This window comes from Streptomyces sp. DG1A-41, assembly GCF_037055355.1.
Classification (GTDB): Bacteria; Actinomycetota; Actinomycetes; order Streptomycetales; family Streptomycetaceae; genus Streptomyces.
The window spans coordinates 5,985,546-6,006,941 of record NZ_CP146350.1 but is presented as its reverse complement, the minus strand read 5'-3'; the positions used below and the strand labels follow the sequence as shown (position 1 = coordinate 6,006,941).

Annotated in this window: 13 protein-coding genes and 1 pseudogene; 2 read left to right on the top strand and 12 right to left on the bottom strand. The window is 68.0% G+C overall.

Annotated features, from left to right (window positions below):
- Nucleotides 1–2: 2 nt before the first annotated feature.
- From V8690_RS28095 to V8690_RS28080, 4 genes are all read right to left on the bottom strand, one after another.
- Entirely contained in the window at nucleotides 3–1,598 is a 1,596-nt protein-coding gene (locus V8690_RS28095) for a class I SAM-dependent DNA methyltransferase (RefSeq protein ID WP_338782860.1), read from the bottom strand.
- Complete coding sequence (locus V8690_RS28090) at nucleotides 1,595–3,145, bottom strand: restriction endonuclease subunit S (protein ID WP_338782859.1); 1,551 nt, start codon at nucleotides 3,143–3,145, stop codon at nucleotides 1,595–1,597. Before V8690_RS28090 ends, V8690_RS28095 begins: the two co-directional genes overlap by 4 nt.
- Nucleotides 3,142–6,738: a DEAD/DEAH box helicase family protein gene (locus V8690_RS28085; protein WP_338782858.1), complete on the bottom strand. Its 3,597-nt coding sequence runs from the start codon at nucleotides 6,736–6,738 to the stop codon at nucleotides 3,142–3,144. The genes V8690_RS28090 and V8690_RS28085 overlap by 4 nt, the downstream gene beginning before the upstream one ends.
- Before the next feature lie 142 nt (nucleotides 6,739–6,880).
- Entirely contained in the window at nucleotides 6,881–7,075 is a 195-nt protein-coding gene (locus V8690_RS28080) for a hypothetical protein (protein ID WP_338782857.1), read from the bottom strand.
- Between the two features lie 180 nt (nucleotides 7,076–7,255).
- Between V8690_RS28080 and V8690_RS28075 the strand changes: the two genes are divergently transcribed.
- Nucleotides 7,256–9,379 carry a prolyl oligopeptidase family serine peptidase gene (locus V8690_RS28075; protein ID WP_338782856.1) on the top strand — a complete coding sequence of 708 codons (2,124 nt, stop codon included), beginning with the start codon at nucleotides 7,256–7,258 and terminating at the stop codon, nucleotides 9,377–9,379.
- A gap of 149 nt (nucleotides 9,380–9,528) precedes the next feature.
- Here V8690_RS28075 and V8690_RS28070 read toward each other — a convergent pair.
- The 8 genes and pseudogenes from V8690_RS28070 to V8690_RS28035 all read right to left on the bottom strand — a co-directional run bounded on the left by V8690_RS28070 (nucleotide 9,529) and on the right by V8690_RS28035 (nucleotide 20,779).
- Nucleotides 9,529–9,917: pseudogene (locus V8690_RS28070) on the bottom strand (VOC family protein).
- A gap of 64 nt (nucleotides 9,918–9,981) precedes the next feature.
- Complete coding sequence (locus V8690_RS28065; protein WP_338782854.1) at nucleotides 9,982–11,130, bottom strand: dipeptide ABC transporter ATP-binding protein; 1,149 nt, start codon at nucleotides 11,128–11,130, stop codon at nucleotides 9,982–9,984.
- Nucleotides 11,123–12,181, bottom strand: coding sequence for an ABC transporter ATP-binding protein (locus V8690_RS28060; RefSeq protein ID WP_338782853.1), 1,059 nt, complete (start codon nucleotides 12,179–12,181; stop codon nucleotides 11,123–11,125). The genes V8690_RS28065 and V8690_RS28060 overlap by 8 nt, the downstream gene beginning before the upstream one ends.
- Nucleotides 12,182–12,192: 11 nt before the next feature.
- Nucleotides 12,193–13,161, bottom strand: coding sequence for an ABC transporter permease (locus tag V8690_RS28055; RefSeq protein WP_338782852.1), 969 nt, complete (start codon nucleotides 13,159–13,161; stop codon nucleotides 12,193–12,195).
- Complete coding sequence (locus V8690_RS28050) at nucleotides 13,154–14,080, bottom strand: ABC transporter permease (protein WP_338782851.1); 927 nt, start codon at nucleotides 14,078–14,080, stop codon at nucleotides 13,154–13,156. Before V8690_RS28050 ends, V8690_RS28055 begins: the two co-directional genes overlap by 8 nt.
- A gap of 143 nt (nucleotides 14,081–14,223) precedes the next feature.
- Nucleotides 14,224–15,864, bottom strand: coding sequence for an ABC transporter substrate-binding protein (locus tag V8690_RS28045; RefSeq protein WP_338782850.1), 1,641 nt, complete (start codon nucleotides 15,862–15,864; stop codon nucleotides 14,224–14,226).
- A gap of 602 nt (nucleotides 15,865–16,466) precedes the next feature.
- Nucleotides 16,467–18,374 (bottom strand): translational GTPase TypA, encoded by a 1,908-nt coding sequence (typA, locus tag V8690_RS28040; protein WP_338782849.1) that lies wholly within the window; start codon nucleotides 18,372–18,374, stop codon nucleotides 16,467–16,469.
- Nucleotides 18,375–18,592: 218 nt separating this feature from the next.
- Nucleotides 18,593–20,779 (bottom strand): ABC transporter family substrate-binding protein, encoded by a 2,187-nt coding sequence (locus V8690_RS28035; RefSeq protein ID WP_338782848.1) that lies wholly within the window; start codon nucleotides 20,777–20,779, stop codon nucleotides 18,593–18,595.
- A 289-nt stretch (nucleotides 20,780–21,068) separates the two neighbouring features.
- Between V8690_RS28035 and V8690_RS28030 the strand changes: the two genes are divergently transcribed.
- Nucleotides 21,069–21,359, top strand: a complete 291-nt coding sequence (locus V8690_RS28030) for a hypothetical protein (protein ID WP_020277543.1) — start codon at nucleotides 21,069–21,071, stop codon at nucleotides 21,357–21,359.
- Nucleotides 21,360–21,396 lie beyond the last annotated feature (37 nt).

Sequence of the window (21,396 nt, the reverse complement as noted above, 5' to 3'; positions counted from 1 at the left end):
GGCTACTCGACCTCGACCTCCGGTACGTCCACGTCACCACCCAGGGAACGGGCGATGGCCGTGAACTCGTTCAGGGCGGACTGGAGGTCACGGACGATCTCCTCGGCGATCACCTCGGGCGACAGGCCGCTGTCAGCGTCGTCGAGGGCAGGGTCCTTCATCCACGTGATGTCGAGGTTGACCTTGTCGCGGGCGATCAGTTCCTCGTAGGTGAACTTCTTGAACGGCTCGTTCTCGTTCTCCGACTCGACGCGGGAGGAGCGGGGCTCACCCGGTCGGTAGGCCGCCACGAAGTCGTCCAGGTGGGCGCGGGTGAGCGGGCGCTGCTTGAGCGTGAAGTGCTGGCCGGTGCGGAAGTCGTAGACCCACGTTTCGGTGGTGTGGGGCTTGCCGTCGGCGCGCGGGGGCTTCTTCTCGAAGAAGAGGACGTTGGCCTTGACGCCGCCCGCATAGAAGATGCCGGTGGGCAGCCTCAGGATGGTGTGCAGGTCGAACTCGTCCAGCAGCTTGCGGCGGACCCTCTCACCTGCGCCGCCCTCGAAGAGGACATTGTCCGGCAGGACGACGGCGGCACGTCCGCCGACCGCCGTGAGCGACATGATGTGTTGCAGGAAGTTGAGCTGCTTGTTCGTGGTGGTGGCGGTGAAGTCGTCACGGTCGTACTGGATGTCCTCCTTCTCGACGTCGCCGTCCTGGCCGATCACGGTGATCGCGGACTTGCGGCCGAAGGGAGGGTTCGCTAGGACGAGAGTGGCGTGCTTGCCGCTGGGCTTGTCGGCGAGGGCGTCACCGACGGTGATCAGGCTCGGGCCGTCGCTCTTTCCGATGCCGTGGAGGAGCATGTTCATCGCGGCGAGGCGGGCGGTGCCGGTGACGAGTTCGTTGCCCCAGATCTTGCGACCCTCGTCGTAGGCCTTGCGGTCGTCCAGCGACATGGTCTTCATGTGGTGATCGCGGATGTATGCGTGGGCCGCGATGAGGAAGCCGCCGGTGCCGCAGGCCGGGTCGGTAATCGTGTCCTCCGGACCGGGCTGCATGACGTCGACCATGGCGTCGATGAGGGGCCGGGGCGTGAAGTACTGGCCGGCGCCGGTCTTGGTGTCCGAGGCGCCCTTGGCGAGCAACCCCTCGTAGGCGTCACCCTTGAGGTCCGTGCCCGTGACCATCCAGTCCTCGCGGCCGATCAGGTCGACGACCAGCTTTTCGAGGAGGGCGGGCTTGGTGATCCGGTTCTGGGCGTCGGCGAAGATCGTCCCGATGGTGGTGTCGGGGCGACGGCCCAGGTGTTCCAGGACGGCCCGGTAGTGCAGTTCGAGTTCGGGGCCGCGCTTGGTGACGAGGGACTGCCAGTTGTACTCGGCAGGGACGATGGCGCTCATGTCCCGCCCGTCCCAGGGGTCGTTCTCCATCTCGTCGACCATCTTGAGGAAGAGCAGGTAGGAGAGCTGCTCGACGTACTCAATGGTGGACATGCCGTTGTCCCGGAGGACGTTGCAGTAGTTCCAGAGCTTGGCGACGAGTGTGTTGGTCTGGGCGACCGCCTTGGCCGTCTTGACCGGCTCAGGGGCGGGCTGCTGGGCGTCTACTGGGGCGGTCACAGCTCGAACTCCTGCTGTACGGCGAGGGCTGGGGCGGGGGTTGATTCGGGGATACGGCGGTCTTCGGCAGCGCGGGGTGCAGGTGCCTTGGCCAGCTTCCTATCCGTGGCCTTGCGCGGACGCTTGCCCTTCGGCTTCGCCGCATACTCGTCAGCAATTGACGCTAGGAGCACAGCGGCTGGTTCGTCTTCGGGATTTTGCGGCACGAGGTCACCACTGAAAGCCTTGCGCAATACAGCGCGGTGCAGGAGATCCGCTCGACAGTGCGCTGCGGAGACAGTTAGCCCCAGACGCTCGATTCCTTCTACGAGTTCCTGCGCACGCGCCGCGACCTCCTGCTGCACTACTGCTGGTGGAACAGGAATGGGCAGGTCACGGCACGTTGATAGCGCCACGTTAAACTGACCGGCTGTTGCCTTGGCTGTGGACTGGAGCATACCCAAGATCTTGGACGATCTCAGCACCAAGGCCAGCCAATCCGGAGTTACTGAATCATCCCCACGGAAGGCAACAATCGCCTGATTGATATTCCACTCCGGATATATTGCCGGAATCAGAGCCGTCTTCCCCAGTGGCGGTCCGACGATATTCGTTACAACGTCTCCAGGCTTCACGCATGATCGCTTTAGCAAGCCTTCATGCGTCTCAACGTCAACAAAGGTTGGGTTAACGGAAAAGTCAATACCACCCTTCCTTGCGATATTGTAAACCTTGAGGAATGGCACATCCCCGGAACCAGGGTGCATGAGGTGCGCTTTGGGTGTCGAACCGCAAAAAATCTTCACGCACACCTCTTCGGCCCTTCGCCATCTCCACTCCGGCGGCAACTGCGGAAGAGCTTCGTACCGAATCCTATTTGTCTTGGAGGGGCCGAGTTGCAGCAAAGAGTCCGCAGTCAGCGGCTCGCGATTCCTCCAACCTTCCCCCAAGGCCAGGTCGTCGATACAGCGGGCAACAAGCTTCTCCGCCCTGACATCGATCACCTTGACTTGAGCCTTCGCCTTATCAAGCCGCGACAGCTGCTCTTCCAGTGCTTCGACGATCCGGTGCTGCTCGGCGAGCGGTGGCACAGGAACCGGAACTTCACGCAGTCGCTGTTGCGGCAGGTGCTTGATAGTGCTCCCTGTAGCGAACCTCGCCAGCTTCCCAGAAGATGCCGCGTATTCCAGGTAGTAGCGCAGGTAGCGGGTGTCTAGCGCCTCTGACGCCCGCACCCGATGCAGGGCCTTCTGATATGCAATGGGCTCTTCCCGGTTCCAGATAGCGCAACGTCCGATCTCCCCGCCCTCGCAGACCACCAAGTCACCCTTGGAAACCGTGAAGCGGTCGAGGTCATCAGGTTCGATGTCCATCGTCAAGAGGTCGACGGTGTCAATCTCACCCCACTGAACATTGACGTTGCGCAAGTATGGCGTCGGATTCTCACCAGTGGACTGCTTCTTGTCCAGCATCTTGCCGAGCGACGTATCAGCGATCTCCCCCAGCTTGGCCCAAGCCCACCCCGCCGGAAGTTCCCTCTCCCCGTCCACGCCGCCGTTCTCGCTCAAGCCAGTTCCTGATTCAGCTCATCCAACAGTTCCAACGCCCGGTCCTTGTCCCCGAACGCCTGCATGAAGCCCCGGCCTCCACCGCGCTCCGAGAAGGGCGCGTGGCCGAAGTCCCCCGGCTCTATGCCGACATCGACGGCAATGGCGTTCTTTATCCGCTCCAGCCACCACAGCTGATCCTCGGTGAACTCCACCCCCGCCTGCCGCTGCCGCAGCAGCCAGCCCTCGAAGCGCTCCTCGACCACCGTACGGTACGGCCTCAGCTCGTCGTCCGCGCCCAGCTCATAGCGGATGAGCCGCACCAGGTCACCGAGGCCCGCCTCCTTGCCCGGACTGGCTGCCGCCTTGCCGACCTGCTCGTAGTAGTCCCACAGGACCGCCGTCGTCCATGAACGCTTCGTCGCCTTGATGCGGCCGGCGAGTTCCTTCAGCGCGGCCCGCGCCTCACCGGGAGCGAGCCGCGCCCCGCTCCCCAGTGCGACCTGTATCGCCGCGTTCTCGTCCCGCTGCTCCTTCTCCAGCAGTTCGTTCCACTCGGACAGCTCCTTCTGCGCACGCTCCTCCATCGGAATCTCGCGCAGCTCGGTGACCTTGACCTCGGTCGTCTCGTCGTAGGTCAGGTCCTGCTGGTGACGGATCTCCAGGATCAGCTTGCGCAGTGCGGGGCGGGCGGTGAGTGGGGCCACTGCGTCCTGGACGAGCTTCTCCGCGAGCTCGGGACCGCCCTCGTGCCGGGCCCGGTCCTGGGTGTCGACGTCCACCGCGTCCGTGATGCGGCGGGCCAGGTCGGCGAGGCTCACGCCCTCGGAGGTCTGGGTAATCAGGTCCCTTTCCTCCTTGCCGAGCTGGCGGTCGATGCGGGCCAGGCGGCGGGCCAAGACCTCCGCCTCGTCGGCCGTCAGGGACCGCGTGCCCGCCTTGTCGAGGAGCTTGGCCAGCGGGATGCCGCGATGCGCGCCCGCCGGGATCAGCGGCCGGGCGTCCACGAGTGGGGAGTCGGTGACTCCGACCGCGTCGACGAGGACGAAACGGTCCTTCTTCAGATCGGGCGCCGCCTCCGGGGTGACCGCCTTCAGTTCGTCCGCGTCGATGGAACGGGCGCCGCGCCCTTTCATCTGCTCGAACATCACCGGGCTTTTCACCGGACGCAGGAAAATCACGCACTCCAGCGGCTTCACGTCCGTACCCGTGGCGATCATGTCGACGGTGACGGCGATCCGCAGCCGGGGCGAGTTGCGCAGGTCGTTGATGAGGGCCTCGGGGTCGTCGCCGTTGTCGCGGGACTTGTAGGTGATCTTCTTGGCGAAGTCGTCGCCCCGGCCGAAGATCTGCTTGACCTGCTTGAGCACCTCGTCGGCGTGATCGTCGTACGGGCCCGCAAAGATCAGGGTTTTGGGGACTTCGGCCCGTTCGGGGAACCACCGCTGCCAGTTGTCCCGGTAGGTCGTCAGCACGGCACGGACCTCGTCCTCCGTGATGACCGTGCGGCCGATCTGCGGTGCGGTGTAAGTGAAGTCCTCGTCCAGTTCCTCGTAGCGCTGGCTGCGGGTCTGCCGGTCGCGGATCCGTACCGTCGTCCCCGCCTCGATCCTCGCGACGACGCCCTCTTCCCGCAGGTCGGTCACGATGCGCGCGATATCGAAGTCGACGTTGACGCCGTCGGCGACCGCCTGTTCGTAGGTGTAACGGGAGACCTCGTTGTGGTCGAAGAAGCCCTTGGTCTGACGCGTGGGCGTGGCGGTGAGACCCACGAGGTGGGCGTCGAAGTACTCCAGGACGCCGCGCCACAGGCCGTAGATGGAGCGGTGGCACTCGTCGATGACGATCACGTCGAAGGACTCGATCGGGACATCGGCGTTGTATTCGACGGTGATCGGCTCGTCCGTCACGTAGGAATCGTCCAGGGGCGACGCTGCCTCGTCCTCGCGGTCCTCAGTCTCCGCCCCCTCGGACAACTGCTCTCCCTTGAGGAGCGAGTACATCCGCTGAATCGTCGAGATGACGACCGACGACGTCGCCTGGAGACCTCCTCGGCCCAGCATGTCGACGTTGTAGAGGTCGGTGAGCTTCCGGTTCTCGTCCGGCGTGCGGTACTTGTCGAACTCCGCACGGGCCTGGCGGCCGAGGTTGTTGCGGTCGACGAGGAAGAGGATCCGGCGGGCGCCGGCGTACCGGAGCAGCCGGTAGGCCTCGGTGACAGCCGTGAACGTCTTGCCTGCACCGGTGGCCATCTGGATCAGGGCGCGCGGCTGGTCGGCGGCCAGGGAGTCTTCCAGGCGCGTGATCGCCTCGACCTGAGCCATGCGCAGGCCGTGAGTCTCCAGCAGCGGCATGCTCGTGCGCAGGGCCGCCCGGAAGGTGGGCGCGTCCTGGTGCTCGTCGGCGTGCCGCATCCACGCGGCGAGGGTTTCGGGGCGGTGGAACGCGAAGACTTCGCGGGAGCGGGCGTCCGGGTCGACGCGGTTCAAGAAGAACGTCTCGGTGCCGGTGGTGGCGTAGCGGAAGGCGAAGGGTTCGTCGCGGCGCCACACCGCCATCGCGTGTTCCTTGAGCACGCCCGCCGCGTACCGCTCGTTCTGGGCGAGGGCGCCGGCCAGGGGAGTGCCCTCACGCTTGGCCTCGATGACGCCGACGATCTTCCCGTCGACGTAGAGGACATAGTCGGCGCGGCCGGTGGCGAGGGTGAACTCCCTGATCGCGACGCCCGTGCCCGCCAGCGGGTTGGCGTCTGCCTTGTCCTGGATGACCCAGCCCGCCTTGGACAGCATGGCGTCGATCCTCTTCCGTGCCTGCACCTCGTTGAGCGGGGTGGGACGCTGGGCGCGCTCCACGATGGCGTCGCGGGCGGCGGAGGCCACCGGGCGCGGCTTGAGACGCTCCACGTCGTACCGCTGCTGATGTGCCGTCCGCAGCTCGGCGATCTGTGCCTGCAACTCCTCGATCTGCGCGGTGTACGTGGCCTTCGCCTGTTCCGCACTAATGATGATTTTCTCCGCCTCGGCGCGGGCCCGGCGCTCGGCTTCCAGGCGGTCCCCGACCTCAGACAGCTTGACGCGGGACTCGGCGAGCGTCCGCCGGTGCCCTTCCAGCGCCTCACGCAGCTCCGCGATCTCCTGGGGATCGGTCTCCCGCGTCTCCTCAGGCAGAGTAGGCGGAACGAACGCGGTCACCGCGCGGGTGCCGCCCATGGCCCGGTCGAAGAGGTCGCCCAGCTGCCAGCACAGCTTCAGGGCTTCCAGGGCCTTGGTGGTGTCGAAGAGGTGGTTGTGCGCAGCGTCGTTGCGGCCCCGGCGCAGCTTGTGGAAGGCGTCCCTGCTCCAGCCGACGAGGACGCCGGCCCGGGTGAGGGCGTTGATGCGGTCGACCTGGTTCGTCCCTTCGACGCGCGTGCCCGTCCGCGTGACGAACTCCTCGGCCAGCACCTCACCGAACTGGCCGGCGCTGACGTAGGCGGCGTTCGGATTGGTCAGGACGGTGAGCTCGGCCTGCGAGCCGTAGATGGCGAGGAGCGGCTGGTACCCGTAGAGACGTCCGAAGTTGGGGGACGCCTTCGCCTGCTCCCGAAGTCGCCTGTCCACGCTCTCGTCGTCCACGCGCCGTCCCCTTGCCCCTCGTTCGTGCCCGCCCGCCAAGCTTACGGAACCCGACTCGGGAAAGCCTGGCATCGGGACAGACGAGGCATGGACTCCGGCCGGGACCCGGGTCTTCGCCGGTCCCCGGCCGGGAGACGCGACGTCAGAACTTGATGCTGCCGATCATGCCCGCGATGTTGGTCGTCAGCTCCTTGATCGTGGGAGCGACGGTCGAGGAGGCGAGGTAGAAGCCGAGCAGCATGCACACGATCGCGTGCCCGGCCTTCAGTCCTGACTTCTTGATGAGCAGGAAGACGATGATCGCCAGCAGCACCACCGCCGAAATCGAGAGTGCCACGGCGGCTCACCTCCAAAGATCCACGAGGGCGCGGGGGGGGGTCGGACTATGGGGGTATCAAATCCGTACAGCAGCCAGCAGGTTCATACCCACTATGCGACATTGATCATAACTATCCGTCCGTGCGCATCGATCGGCGCACGGCCGCACAAGGGGGCGCATGGCCAATATGGTCAGGGCATGACGACCGAGCCTGACTCCTTTCCCCGACGGCACGCCCGTACCCAGCGCTTCACGCTCGGCGCGCCGCGTTCGTTCACCGTGGCGCCTGACGGTTCGCGTGTCGTGTTCCTGCGCTCCGGTTCCGGTACGGACCGGGCGAACTCGCTGTGGGTCCTCGACACGGAGGAGGGCGGGGAGCGCGTGGCCGCCGACCCGCGCGCCCTGCTGGGCGGCGCCTCGGAGGACCTCTCGGCCGAGGAACGCGCCCGGCGTGAACGCAGCCGGGAGGGCGGCGCCGGCATCGTCGGGTACGCCACCGACACGGCCGTCGAGTTGGCCTCTTTCGCCTTGTCAGGGCGGCTATTCGCGGCCGAGCTGCGGGCCGGGACGGCGCGTGAACTGCCCACGCCCGGGCCGGTGATCGACCCGCGTCCGTCGCCCGACGGGCGGCATGTCGCCTACGTCGCACAGGGTGCGCTGCGCGTGGTGGGCGCCGAGGGGGAGGGCGACCGGGCGCTTGCCGAGCCGGAGTCGGAGAATGTCTCATATGGACTGGCCGAGTTCATCGCGGCCGAGGAGATGGGGCGCTCGCGCGGCTTCTGGTGGGCCCCGGAGTCGGACCGGCTGCTCGTGGCGCGCGCGGACGACACGCCGGTGGGGCGGTGGTGGATCTCCGACCCGGCGCATCCGGAACGCGAGCCGCAGCGGGTGGCATATCCGGCGGCGGGCACCGGCAACGCGGACGTACGGCTGTTCGTGATCGGTCTGGACGGGGTGCGTACGGAGGTCGCCTGGGACCGGGCGAGGTACCCGTATCTGGCGCGTGTGCACTGGTCAGCGGCGGGCGCACCGTTGGTGCTCGTTCAGGCGCGCGACCAGCGCAGCCAGCTGATTCTCGCGGTGGACCCGGAATCGGGCGCGACCCGGATGGTGCACGCCGACGAAGATCGAACATGGCTTGATCTTTTCCCCGGGGTGCCGTGCTGGAGTCCGGCCGGGCAGTTGGTCCGGATCGCGGACGAGGGCGGTGCGCGGGTGCTGGCGGTCGGGGACCGGCCGCTCACGGGAGCGCAGTTGCACGTCCGGGCCGTGCTCGACGCCTCCGACGACGACGTGCTGATCTCCGCGTCCGCGGGCGAGGAGGCCGCCGAGGCGGAGACGGGCCAGGTGCATGTGTACCGGGTGAACGAGCTGGGTGTGGAGCGGGTGTCGCAGGAGCCGGGCGTGCACTCGGCGGCACGGGCCGGGGACGTGACGGTTCTGGTCTCGGCGACGCCGGACCGGCCAGGTGCGCGAGTGCGGGTGCTGCGGGGCGGGAAACCGACGGTTGTCGTCCCTTCGTACGCCGAAGATCCTGGTATGTCCCCCCGCGTGACGCTCACCGAGGGGGGCGCACGCCGCATCCCGTGCGCCGTGCTTATGCCTCGGGACTACGCCGATGACACCCCCCTGCCGGTGCTCATGGACCCGTACGGCGGGCCGCACGGGCAGCGGGTCTTCGCGGCCCACAACCCGCATCTCACCTCGCAGTGGTTCGCGGACCAGGGATTCGCGGTGGTCGTCGCGGACGGCCGGGGCACCCCGGGCCGCTCCCCCGCCTGGGAGAAGGGGATCCACCACGACTTCACGCTGTCACTGGACGACCAGGTGGAGGTCCTGGAGGACCTCGCGAAGAGGTATCCGCTGGACCTGACCCGGGTGGCGATCCGCGGCTGGTCCTTCGGCGGCTGGCTGGCCGGCCTCGCGGTGCTGCGCCGGCCGGACGTCTTCCACGCGGGGATCGCGGGCGCGCCGGTGACGGACTGGTGCCTGTACGACACGCACTACACGGAGCGCTACCTGGGGGATCCGGCCGAGCACCCGGACGCGTACGCCAGGAGCTCCCTCGTCACGGCGGACGGCCTCTCCTCACCCGCCGAGCCGCACCGCCCGCTGATGATCGTGCACGGCCTCGCCGACGACAACGTGGTCGTCGCCCACGCCCTGCGCCTCTCCTCGGCCCTCCTGGCCGCCGGCCGCCCGCACGAGGTGCTGCCGCTGTCCGGGGTCACCCACATCACCCCGCAGGAACAGGTCGCGGAGAACCTGCTGCTGCTCCAGGTCGACTTCCTGAAGCGGTCCCTGGGGATCACCGGCGCCTGAGCATGCAACGGGCCGGGGCGACATGGCGCGCCCCGGCCCGTTTACGGCACCCGCACGGCCGTACGCTGTTCAGCCTGACGCGTCCGTATATCGGGATCGGGTCGGCGAAGTTGCCTGCGTGTTAACGCAGTTCGCGGGGGTTTGCGGGGCTATGCGCTCCCGAAGGCCACGAGCTCCACTTCGAAGCCGTGGTGCTCGCGAGGTAGGCCGCGTAGTGCCCGGGGCCACCGGCGTGCGGATAGCGGTCGGGGAAGAGAGGGGTCCAGCCGTGCGCGGGGGCCTCGGCGGCCAGTGCGTCGACCCGCGCGGCAGGTCCCGCGTGGAACGCGAGGTGGTTGAGCCCCGGCCGCATACGGTCGTGCCCGGCGGCGCTCATCGCCGGTGACTGTTCCACGACGAGGTAGGTCGGGCCGAGCCGCCAGCTGCGGCCGTGCTCCCACTCCTGGTACGGGTCGTAGCCGAGGCAGCCCAGGAGCCAGCCCCACTCGTGGACCGCCCGGGGCAGGTCGGGAACCCACAGTTCGATGTGATGCAGCATGTCGGGAGCCTCGAACGCCGGATCCCGGCACCCCTGGGGGATGCCGGGAACCGGGACGGTTCGGTCAGGCCGCGTGGACCACGTCCTTCTCCTCGGCGAAGTGGCAGGCCGACTCGTGGGCGGCCGGGGTGTCCTCGCCCTTGAAGCGCTCGGGGACCGCGAGGAGCGGGACCTCCTGGGCGCACTTGTCCTGGGCCTTCCAGCAGCGGGTGCGGAAGCGGCAGCCCGAGGGCGGGTTGGCCGGGGACGGGACGTCGCCGCTGAGGATGATGCGCTCGCGGCCCTCGCGGGACTCCGGGTCGGGGACCGGGACCGCGGAGAGCAGGGCCTGCGTGTAGGGGTGGGTCGGGTGCTCGTAGATCTCCGTGTCCGTACCGATCTCGGCCATCTTGCCCAGGTACATCACACCCACCCGGTCCGAGATGTGCCGGACGATCGACAGGTCGTGCGCGATGAAGAGGTAGGACAGGTTGAACTCGTCCTGGAGCTTCTCCATCAGGTTGATGACCTGCGCCTGGACGGACACGTCCAGCGCGGAGACCGGCTCGTCGCAGATGATGATCTCGGGGTTGAGTGCCAGGCCGCGGGCGATGCCGATGCGCTGGCGCTGCCCGCCCGAGAACTGGTGCGGGTAGCGGTGGATGTACTCCGGGTTGAGGCCGACCACGTCCAGGAGGTCCTGGACCTTGCGGCGGCGGTCGCCCTTCGGGGCGACCTCGGGGTGGATCTCGAAGGGCTCCCCGATGATGTCGCCCACCGTCATACGGGGGTTGAGCGAGGTGTACGGGTCCTGGAACACCATCTGGATGTTGCGTCGTACGGCCTTCAGGGCGCGGCCGGACAGCTTGGTGATGTCCTGGCCCTTGTAGAAGATCTCGCCCGCGGTCGCCGTCTCCAGCATCATCAGCAGCTTGGCAACCGTGGACTTGCCGCAGCCGGACTCGCCCACGATGCCGAGCGTCTCGCCCTGGTAGAGGTCGAAGGAGACCCCGTCCACGGCCTTGACCGCGCCGATCTGACGCTTGAGCAGGATGCCCTGGGTCAGCGGGAAGTGCTTCACCAGGTTGCGCACCTGAAGGATCGGCTCCCCGCGCTCGACCGGGGCCTCGATGGCGGCCACGGCCTCCTCGTCGCTCGCGGCCTCGACCGTCTCGACCCCGGTCACGTTGGGAGTGGCGTCCATGGACTCGTCCGTCTTCTCCAGGTCAGCCATGGATCGTCTCCTTCCAGAAGTGGCACGCGCTGCCGCGGCCGACGAGCTCGCCGCCGTCCCGCTCGGCGACCGGGTGCAGGGGCGGGACGTCCGTACGGCAGATGTCCTGCGCCTGCGGGCAGCGCGGGTTGAAGGCGCAACCGGACGGGATACGGGTCAGGTTGGGCGGCAGGCCCTTGATCGCGTACAGGTCCTGGCCCTTCTGGTCCAGGCGCGGGATCGACTCGAGCAGACCCTTGGTGTAGGGGTGCGCGGGCCGCTTGTACAGCTCGTGCACCGGGGCCGTCTCCACGATCCGGCCCGCGTACATCACGGCGATCTTGTCCGCGACGTCGGCGACGACGCCGAGGTCGTGGGTGATCAGGATCAGGCCCATGTTGTACTCGCGCTGGAGCTCCGCGAGCAGGTCCATGACCTGGGCCTGGACCGTCACGTCGAGGGCCGTGGTCGGCTCGTCGGCGATGATCAGGTCCGGCTCCAGGGCGAGCGCCATCGCGATCATGATGCGCTGGCGCATACCGCCGGAGAACTGGTGCGGATAGTCGCCGACGCGTTCCTTCGCGGCCGGGATCTTCACGCGGTCCATCAGCTCGATCGCCTTGGCCTTGGCGTCCTTCTTGCTCAGGCCCTGGTGGACGCGGAACATCTCGCCGAGCTGGTAGCCGACGGACAGCACCGGGTTCAGCGAGGACAGCGCGTCCTGGAAGATCATCGCGATCTTGCTGCCCCGGATCCGGCGCCGGGCGTCGCCGGACATGGTCAGCATGTCCTCGCCCCGGTACAGGATCTGGCCCTGGGGGATCCGCCCGGGCGGCATGTCGAGGATGCCCATGATCGCCTGGGCGGTCACGGACTTGCCGGAGCCGGACTCGCCGAGCACGGCGAGGGTCTCGCCGGAGCTCACGGTGTAGTTGACGCCGTTGACGGCCTTGGCCACGCCGTCGCGGGTGTGGAACTCGACGTGCAGATCGCGCACTTCGAGCAGGGGGACGTCGCCCCCGGCCGAGCCTCGCGGCTCGGGCACGTCACGGGTCTCTTCGATGGTGGTCACGTACGCCCTCCTCAGCGCAGCTTCGGGTCAAGGGCGTCGCGGACCGCGTCGCCGAGCATGATGAACGCGAAGACCGTGAGGCTGAGCATGCCCGCGGGGAACAGCAGCGTGTGCGGGTTGTCCCGGATCACCTTGCTGCCCTCGGAGATGTCGATGCCCCACGAGATCGTCGGGTCGCTGAGGCCGAGGCCGAGGAACGACAGCGTCGCCTCCGCGGAGATGTAACCGCCGAGGGCGATCGTGGCCACGACGATGGTCGGCGCGATGGCGTTCGGCATCACGTGGCGGAACAGGATCCGCGTGGTGCCGGCGCCGAGTGCTCTGGCCGCCGTCACGTAGTCGGCCTGCTTGGCCGTGATCACGGAGCTGCGCGTGACGCGCGCGATCGAGGTCCAGCCCAGGCAGGCCAGGGCCAGGATCACCACGTACACCTTGCGCTCGGTGAAGGCGTTCAGGACGACCATCGTGCCGAGCAGGAACGGCAGGCCGAAGAAGATGTCGACGATCCGGGAGATCAGCGAGTCGATCCACCCGCCGAAGTAACCCGCCAGCATGCCGAGCAGACCGCCGAGCAGGGTGACCAGGGCGGTCACTCCGACGCCGACGAGGATGGAGGCACGGGTGCCGTGGATGACGCGCGCGTAGATGGAGCGGCCCTGCTGGTCGTAGCCGAACCAGTCGGGCTGGAAGAAGTGCCCCAGCTGCGGCTTGCCCAGGTAGTGGTGGACGAGGTCGCCGTCACGCGGGTCGACGCTGGTGAACCAGCCGGGGAACGCGGCGATCACCAGCAGCAGGAGCAGCAGCACCGAGGAGATCCAGAACATGGGCCGGTGCCGCAGGTCGTACCAGGCGTCGCCCCACAGGGAGCGCGGCCTGTCGCGCTTCTTGGCGCTCTCCTCGGCGGGTACGCCGACGGCCGGCGGGGCCACGGCGTCCACGGTCGCGGCGTCGGTGGTCTGGGCCTTGGTCACGTCAGGCATACCGGATCCTCGGGTCCAGGACCGCGTACAGCAGGTCGATGAGCAGGTTGATCAGGAGGATGACGAGGACGAGCACCGTCACCACACCCGTGACCGTCGAGCCCTCGCTCGTCTGGATCGCCCTGTAGAGGAGGTTGCCGACACCCTGGATGTTGAAGATGCCCTCGGTGATGACCGCGCCGCCGATGAAGCCGCCGACGTCGGTGCCGACGAAGGTGACCACGGGGATCAGCGAGTTGCGCAGCAGGTGGACACCGATGATCCGGCGCCGGGGCAGGCCCTTGGCGAGCGCGGTGCGCATGTAGTCGGCCCGCAGGTTCTCGGCGAAGGTCGTCCGCGTCAGCCGGGCCACGTACGCCATGGACAGCATCGCGAGGACGAAGGCCGGCAGGAACAACTGCGAGAAGTCCGTGGAGTCCTGGACGTTGGGCGGCAGCCAGCCGAGTTCGTCCGCGAAGATGAACCGGGCGAGGAAGCCGAGGACGAACACCGGGACGGAGATCACGGTCAGCGTGAAGACCAGCACGCCGGTGTCGGCGGCCTTGCCGGCCCGCAGACCGGCCCACGCGCCGAGGCCCACACCGATGATGATCTCGATGGTGAGGGCCAGCAGCGTCAGCCGCAGCGTCACCGGGAAGGCCTCGGACATGAGCTCGGTGACCGGACGGCCGGCCAGGTTCTTGCCGAAGTCGCCCTGGAGGAGATTCCACATGTAGTGGACGTACTGTTCGAGGACGGGCTTGTCGAAGCCGTACTCGCGCTTGATCTGCGCGATCTGTGCGGGATCGGGAGCCTTGTCCCCGTAGATGGCCCGGACCGGGTCGCCCGGCAGGATGTGGACCATCAGGAAGATCAACAGAGTTGTCCCGATGAAGATCGGGATCATCTGGAGCAGTCGCCTGGCGGCGTAGCGCCCCATCTTGCGCCTCCATGCCGTGAGGGGTCGGCGAGGCCTGCGCACTCATCTACCGCAGGTGAGGGGGTGAGGTGGAGGCCTGTGCCTACGGACCGGCGCCGCCGCTCCCCTGACGGGAGAGGCGGCACCGGTCTGCGGTCGTCTTCTTACTTCTGCTTGACCTGGACGGTGTCGAAGATCGGGTCACCGTCCTGGCCGTACTCGATCTTGCCCAGGATGTTCTTGGACTGACCGCTGTTGACCTTGTAGAACCAGAGCGGAATCGCCGGCATGTCCTTGGCGAGGAGCTGCTCCGCCTGCTGGTACAGCTTCACGGTCTCGTCGATCGAGCTGGCCTTGTCCGCCTCGGAGCTCAGCTTGTCGAACTCCTTGTTGGAGTAGCCGCTGGTGTTACCGGCCGCCGTGCTCCCGTACAGGTCGCGCATGAAGTTCGAGTTGACCGGGTAGTCGAGCACCCAGCCACCGCGGTACATGGACTTGACCTGCTCGTTGTCACGGGCGTCGAGGTCGGCCTGGAAGGTCGGCTTCGGGTCGCCGGTGCACTCCACGCCGGTGGACTTGCGGATCGAGTTGCAGACCGCGTCGACCCACGGCTTGTGGTCCTGGTCGGCGTTGTACTGGATCTGGATCTTGTTGCCCGGGACGCCGCCACCCTCCTGGATGAGCTTCTTGGCCTGGGCCGGGTCGAACTTGACGATGTCGCCGAGCGCGCCCTTCTTGTAGCCGAGGACGCCGGGGGCGACGTAGGAGTCGGCCGGGGTGCGCGTGCCCTGGAGGACGGTCTTGGTGATCGTCTGGCGGTCGATCGCCATGGACAGACCCTGGATGACCTTGGGGTCGATGTCCTTGAACTGCTTGGTGTAGAACGCCGGGACGATCGACTGGACGGCCGAGTACGGCTGGTCGATGGCACGGTCGCCGAGGTCCGTCTTGTAGCTGGTCAGCGCGGTGGTCGGGACCTGCTCGATCCAGTCCACGTTGTCGGAGCGCAGGTCCGAGTAGGCGGCGTCGGCGGTCGTGTAGTTCTTGAAGTCGATGCCGCCGTTCTTGGCCTTGTTCGGGCCCTGGTAGTCCGCGAACTTGCGGACCTTGATGAGCTTGTTGTGCTCCCAGGAGACGAACTTGTACGGGCCGTTGCCGACCGGCTTCTCGCCGAAGGCCTTCGGGTCCTTGAAGAAGGCCTCGGGCAGCGGCGCCCACACGTCGTAGCCCAGCTTGTACGCGAAGTACGAGACCGGCTGCGTCAGCTTGATCGTGAAGGTGTTGTCGTCGACGACCTTCAGACCCGACATCTTGTCGGACTTCGGCTCACCCTTCTCCGGGTGCACGTCCTCGAAGCCCACGATGTCGGAGAACCAGCTGGAGTTGGTCTGGTTGTTCTTGATGTTGGCCGACCAGTTCCAGGAGTCCACGTAGGACTTGGCGGTGACCGGGGTGCCGTCGTGGAACTTCCAGCCCGGCTTGAGCTTGACGGTCCACTCGGACGCGTCCTTGTTCGGCGTGACCGACTCGGCGTTGACGTACTCGAGCTTGCCGGTGCCGGGCTCGTAGTCGACCAGGCCGGCGAAGATCGTGCGCAGGACACGGCTGCCCTGGCTCTCCTTGGCGTTGGCCGGCTGCAGCGGGTTCTGAGGTTCGCTCAGCTGCGCAGTGACGATGCCGTTCGGGTCGGCCTTCCCCTTGTTCATGTCGTCGCCGGCACTGTCGTCGCCGCCGCCGCAGGCGGTGGCGGCCAGGGCGACGACTATCGCCCCCGCGACCCACTTGGCGCTCTTGGCACCGCGCATGGGTTCCTCCTATGAAGTCATTGGTTCACCGCGAAGGGAGCACAGACAGACCACCGCCACCGCCCGTCGCCGGTGCCGGAAATCGTCAGGTGCCCCCGCGCTCGTGAGTCGGCGCCGCCTCCAGCGCATGACCCGTTCATCCGAGCTCTACGCGCCTAACTATCTGCCAAACGCCAGGAGCGAACCACACTCTCGAGGTCTCGGTTCGATCACAGCTGACGCCTACATCTTCCAAAATCCGGACAAAGGGTTTGGTGAAAGATCCCTGCGAAACGGACTTGTTACACATCTATCGGTAACAGGCGTCCGCATTCCGGACGCGAGGATGAGATAAACCGCTTGCGGCTACCGTGGCTGCCGTGCAGGGTGCCCCTCGTGGCGGTCGCGCGCTCAAGAGGCCTCCGCCGCAGGGCCGTTGCACGGCCCGTGCGCGGGCAGGGCGCCGCACTTCCGCAGCAGGGTAGTGCGAACGGGGCGCTCCGGACGGCCGTCCCGGGCAAATCGAGGGTTTTCCCTAACCCTTCCCTTCGCGTTCCCTCCGCTTCACGACGACACCGGGCACCCCGCGATGCGGGGTGCCCGGTGTCGTCGGACGGCAGGCGTCAGCCGTGCTTGGCGCGGCTCGCGGCGCGGGCGCGCTCGCGGGCGTCCAGGTTCACCTTGCGGATGCGCACGGCCTCCGGGGTGACCTCGACGCACTCGTCGTCGCGGCAGAACTCCAGGGACTGCTCCAGCGACAGCTTGCGCGGCGGGACGATCGACTCGGTCACATCGGCCGTGGACGACCGCATGTTGGTGAGCTTCTTCTCCTTGGTGATGTTGACGTCCATGTCGTCGGCGCGGGAGTTCTCGCCGACGATCATGCCCTCGTACACCTCGGTGCCCGGCTCCACGAAGAGCACACCGCGCTCCTGGAGGTTGGTCATCGCGAAGGCGGTGACCGCACCGGCGCGGTCGGCGACCAGGGAGCCGTTGTTACGGGTCTGGAGCGTGCCGAACCAGGGCTCGAAGCCCTCGTGGATGGAGTGGGCGATGCCCGTGCCGCGGGTCTGCGTCAGGAACTCGGTCCGGAAGCCGATGAGGCCGCGCGAGGGCACGACGAACTCCATGCGGACCCAGCCGGAGCCGTGGTTGGACATGTTGTCCATACGGCCCTTGCGGACGCCCATGAGCTGCGTGACCGCGCCCATGTGCTCCTCGGGCACGTCGATCGTCATGCGCTCGACCGGCTCGTAGACCTTGCCGTCGACGTCCTTCGTCACGACCTGCGGCTTGCCGACGGTCAGCTCGTAGCCCTCGCGGCGCATGGTCTCGACGAGGATGGCCAGCGCCAGCTCGCCGCGACCCTGCACCTCCCAGGCGTCCGGCCGCTCGGTGTCCAGCACGCGGAGGCTGACGTTGCCGATCAGCTCGCGGTCGAGGCGGTCCTTGACCTGGCGGGCGGTGACCTTGCGGTCCTTGACGGCCGCCTTGTTGTCGGCGCCCTTTCCGGTGGCGCCGCGGCCGACCAGCGGGGAGGTGTTGGTGCCGATGACCATGGAGATCGCCGGCTCGTCGACGGTGATCAGCGGCAGCGCGACCGGGTTCTCCGGGTCGGCAAGGGTCTCGCCGATCATGATGTCCGGGATACCGGCGACCGCGCAGATGTCACCGGGGCCGGCCTTCTCCGCCGGCTTGCGGGTGAGCGCCTCGGTCATCATCAGCTCGGAGATGCGCACGCTCTGGACGGACCCGTCGCGCTTCATCCACGCGACCGTCTGGCCCTTCTTCAGCTCGCCCTGCTGGACGCGCAGCAGCGCGATACGGCCGAGGAAGTTGTCGGCGTCCAGGTTGGTGACGTGCGCCTGGAGCGGGGCTGCCTCGTCGTAGGTCGGGGCCGGGATGTGCTCCAGGATCGTGGAGAAGAACGGCTCCAGGCTGGTGGAGTCGGAGGGGACCGTCCCGTCCTCCGGCTTGGTCAGGGACGCGATGCCGTCGCGGCCGCAGGCGTAGACGATCGGGAACTCGATCTGGTCCTCGTCGGCGTCCAGGTCCAGGAACAGGTCGTACGTCTCGTTGACGACCTCGTCGATCCGCGAGTCGGGGCGGTCCGTCTTGTTGATGCAGAGGATGACGGGCAGCCGCTGCTGGAGCGCCTTGCGCAGCACGAAGCGGGTCTGCGGCAGCGGGCCCTCGGAGGCGTCCACGAGCAGGACGACGCCGTCGACCATCGACAGACCGCGCTCGACCTCGCCGCCGAAGTCGGCGTGGCCGGGGGTGTCGATGATGTTGATGGTGATCGGGTCCCCGCCGTCCTTCGGGTGGTACTTCACCGCGGTGTTCTTGGCGAGGATCGTGATGCCCTTCTCACGCTCCAGGTCGTTCGAGTCCATCATGCGGTCGTCGACAGAGTCGAGCTGGTGCGCGGCGAAGGAACCGGCCTGCTTCAGCATGCCGTCGACGATGGTGGTCTTGCCGTGGTCGACGTGGGCGACGATGGCGACGTTGCGGATGTCGTGGCGCGTGGCCATATTGAGGCGTACTCCCGGAGTGGTGAGGAATGCCCTGCGCGTACGTCGGTGGTGCGCGGGCCCTGCCGGGCTCAACATGCCACGGCCTCACCCCATGGTACGGGTCCGCTGCCCCTGGGGTGAGCCGGGATGCGTCGGTGCAGGTCAGGGCCGTTTTTTCGGGTGCTCGGCGGCGGTGCCGGGGCCATGCCGGGGGCTGCCGAACCGGCCGGTCGACCTCAGCTGGCCCTCGCCGACGGGCCCGAGGCCGGCTTCGCGCCCTTCGTCAGGAAGCCCATGTCCTCGTAGACCGGGGTGCCGAAGCCGAAGGCACCGGTGTTCACGAGGTTCTTGCGGGCCGCGACGAGCTGGGGGCGCTGGAAGAGGGGGATGGAGCCGGCCGCCGCCCAGATGCGGGAGTCGGCCTTGCGGATGAGGGAGCGGGACTCGCCCTCGTCGAGGGTGGACACGGCCTCGTCGAAGAGCTGGTCGACCTGGTCGGTGCCGACGCGGGTGTAGTTCTGCTCGACGTTCAGGGAACCGTCGGCGGCCGGGACGGGCTTGGCGTAGACGGGCCGGGCGTCGGTGGCGGGGAAGGCGGTGGCGGGCCAGGAGTAGAGGGCGAGGTCGTACTGGCCGGACGCGATGTGGTCCTTGAAGTAGGACTCGTCGGAGACCTTGGAGATGTCCGTGCCGATGCCGACGCGCTCCAGCATGCGGGCGATGCGGTCGGCGACCGTGCGCAGCGTCTGGGAGCCGGGCCCGGAGGGGAGCACGAAGCGGAGCGTGAGGGGCTTGCCGTTCTTGGCCAGCGGGGCGGCCCCGCGGTTCGCCGGGGCGGCGGTGCCCTTGGGGGCGTACGCGCCGGGGGCGCCGCCCTGGTGGGGGTGCTTGTACTGCTTTTCGTCCTGGGCGAGATGGTCGGCGGGGTCCTGCCCGTGGCGTGCCTTGTTGTCCTCGCCGACGATGTACGTGCCGCCGTCGTCCTGCTCTTCCTCGGAGGCGCCGGCCTTCTTCCCCTCGGCGCCGGCCGCCTTTTTCTCCTCCTCCTTCTTCTTGTCCTGCTCCTTGACGGGGCCGCCGCGCACCCACCCGGCGTCGGCGAGCAGGGCCTGGGCCTCCTTGGTGTCCTGGCCGCCGAGGGCGCCGCTGTTGTCGGCGTAGTGGGCCTGGCCGGAGAGGGCCAGGTGGCTGCCGACCGGGACGGCGGGCAGGCCCAGGGGCTTAAGGACGGCCTCGGCCAGTTCCTTGCGGTCCAGGGCGCGGGCGACGGCCCTGCGGACGCGTTCGTCGGCGAGCGGGCCCTCGGCGCCGTTCAGGGCGAGCTGGGTGTAGGCGGGCTCCAGGGACTTGCGCACCTCGAAGCCGCGCAGGGCCTGCTGCTGCCGGGCGTACTTGGCGGCGGCCTTGCGCAGCTTCTTGCGGGCGACGGTCTCCTCGTCGGCGGCCTCCTCGTCGGAGCCGTTGGCGACGCCCCCGGAGGGCAGGGCGTCCGCGGCGGACCGGTCGGCGCCGGGGCCCATCAGCGGGCTGCTGGAGCTCTGGGGGCGGGCGGCGACCGTGATGCGACGGGCCGCGGAGGGGTCGACCTCGGCCACGTCGAGGGTGCCGGCGGCCAGCTCGGCGGCCAGCTTGTCGCGCGGCACCGTGCGCAGCACGATCTCGGAGAGCTTGGCCGGCTTGCCCCACCAGCGCGGGTTGCGGGCGAGGGTGATCTCGTCGTCCTCACCGTCGACCTTCTTCACCGTGAAGGGGCCGGCGCTGACCTTGAGCTTCTTGCGTGCCCCGTCGTTGAAGGAGTCCGGGGTGCCCATGACGTCCTTCGGGTACAGCGGCGAGAACAGCGACCGCCAGTCGGCGTAGGGGCGGCTGAAGGTGACCCGGACCTCCAGGGCGTTGTCGCCGCGCTCGATCTTCTGGATGCGGTCGTAGCCGGCGTTGCGGGCGGTCCAGTAGGCGGTGTCCTTGCCGGACAGGGCGCGCCACTGGGCGGCGAAGTCGGCGGCGCCGATCTCCCGGCCGTCGCTCCAGACGGCCTGCTGGTTCAGCTTGTACAGGACGACCTGCTTGGGCTCGGTCTCGACGACCTTGGCGGACTCCAGGTAGGCCGGATTGCGCTCGGGGCGGCCACTGGCGTCCATCCGGAACATCGACGGCAGGACGGCCTGGGCGACGCGGACGGTAGTGGCGTCGGCGTCCGACTGGAAGGTGTTCAGGGTGTCGGGCACGGAGTCCACGGCCCAGCGCAGGGTGCCGCCGTCGGCGATCCGGTCGCGGCCAGCGGGCTGGATGTCAGGCGCGGCGAGCGGCTTGCCGGCCGGGTCCTCGGAGCCACATCCGGCGAGCGCGGGCACCGCGAGCACACCCGCGGTGAGGAAGGCGACCGAGCGCGTGACCGCACGCGGGCCGACGCCGTGCTGGGACATCTGTGCTACCTCCGGGAAGCCGCGGGCGTTATGATCACTTTTGGCGGTATTTGGAGTTCATCTGATGTATGCGGCCACTGAAGAGGAAAGGGTTCGGCAACACAGAGCGACACGGCGGTCACGGGCGGGAAGTCACCCGTGCGGCGCAGCGCACCGCAGGGTGCACCCACACGCCCTCGGCCAATCGATGCACATCCCTTCACAGCACAAGGTGTGACGCGCAACACTCGCAGGCGCATGAACGTTGCCGCCTTGGGCCTCGAAGGACCCGTGGAAGTGAGGGCAAGTCATGTCCGTTCACGACGAACTGACGTCAGTCCAGCGCAGTCTCGACGAGCTGTTCCGCTCGCTGGGACGCCTGGAGAAGCAGCTCGGCACCGGCGGCCTGGAGATGCGCCGCGTCCGTGCCGACGCCAACCACCTGCGCGAGAGCGTCGCCCTGCTGCGCGACGCCGCCGCCACGCCGGCCGCACCGAAGCGCCCCGACCTCGTCACCATCTCGGACGCTCCGTACGACCCGTCCCTGTGGGTCGACTCGGACGACGAGGGGCTCGGCGCCCGGGACCGGCGCGCTCCCTGACCGGGCAGGAGTCGAACGACCGGCACCTCCCCCGAAC

Excerpts from the sequence above, each read along its gene's own strand:
- V8690_RS28075 (WP_338782856.1), top strand. The coding sequence starts at position 7,256 with ATGACGACCGAGCCTGACTCCTTTCCCCGACGGCACGCCCGTACCCAG.
- V8690_RS28065 (WP_338782854.1), bottom strand. The coding sequence starts at position 11,130 with ATGGCTGACCTGGAGAAGACGGACGAGTCCATGGACGCCACTCCCAAC.
- V8690_RS28055 (WP_338782852.1), bottom strand. The coding sequence starts at position 13,161 with ATGCCTGACGTGACCAAGGCCCAGACCACCGACGCCGCGACCGTGGAC.
- V8690_RS28050 (WP_338782851.1), bottom strand. The coding sequence starts at position 14,080 with ATGGGGCGCTACGCCGCCAGGCGACTGCTCCAGATGATCCCGATCTTC.
- V8690_RS28045 (WP_338782850.1), bottom strand. The coding sequence starts at position 15,864 with ATGCGCGGTGCCAAGAGCGCCAAGTGGGTCGCGGGGGCGATAGTCGTC.
- typA (WP_338782849.1), bottom strand. The coding sequence starts at position 18,374 with ATGGCCACGCGCCACGACATCCGCAACGTCGCCATCGTCGCCCACGTC.
- V8690_RS28035 (WP_338782848.1), bottom strand. The coding sequence starts at position 20,779 with ATGTCCCAGCACGGCGTCGGCCCGCGTGCGGTCACGCGCTCGGTCGCC.
- V8690_RS28030 (WP_020277543.1), top strand. The coding sequence starts at position 21,069 with ATGTCCGTTCACGACGAACTGACGTCAGTCCAGCGCAGTCTCGACGAG.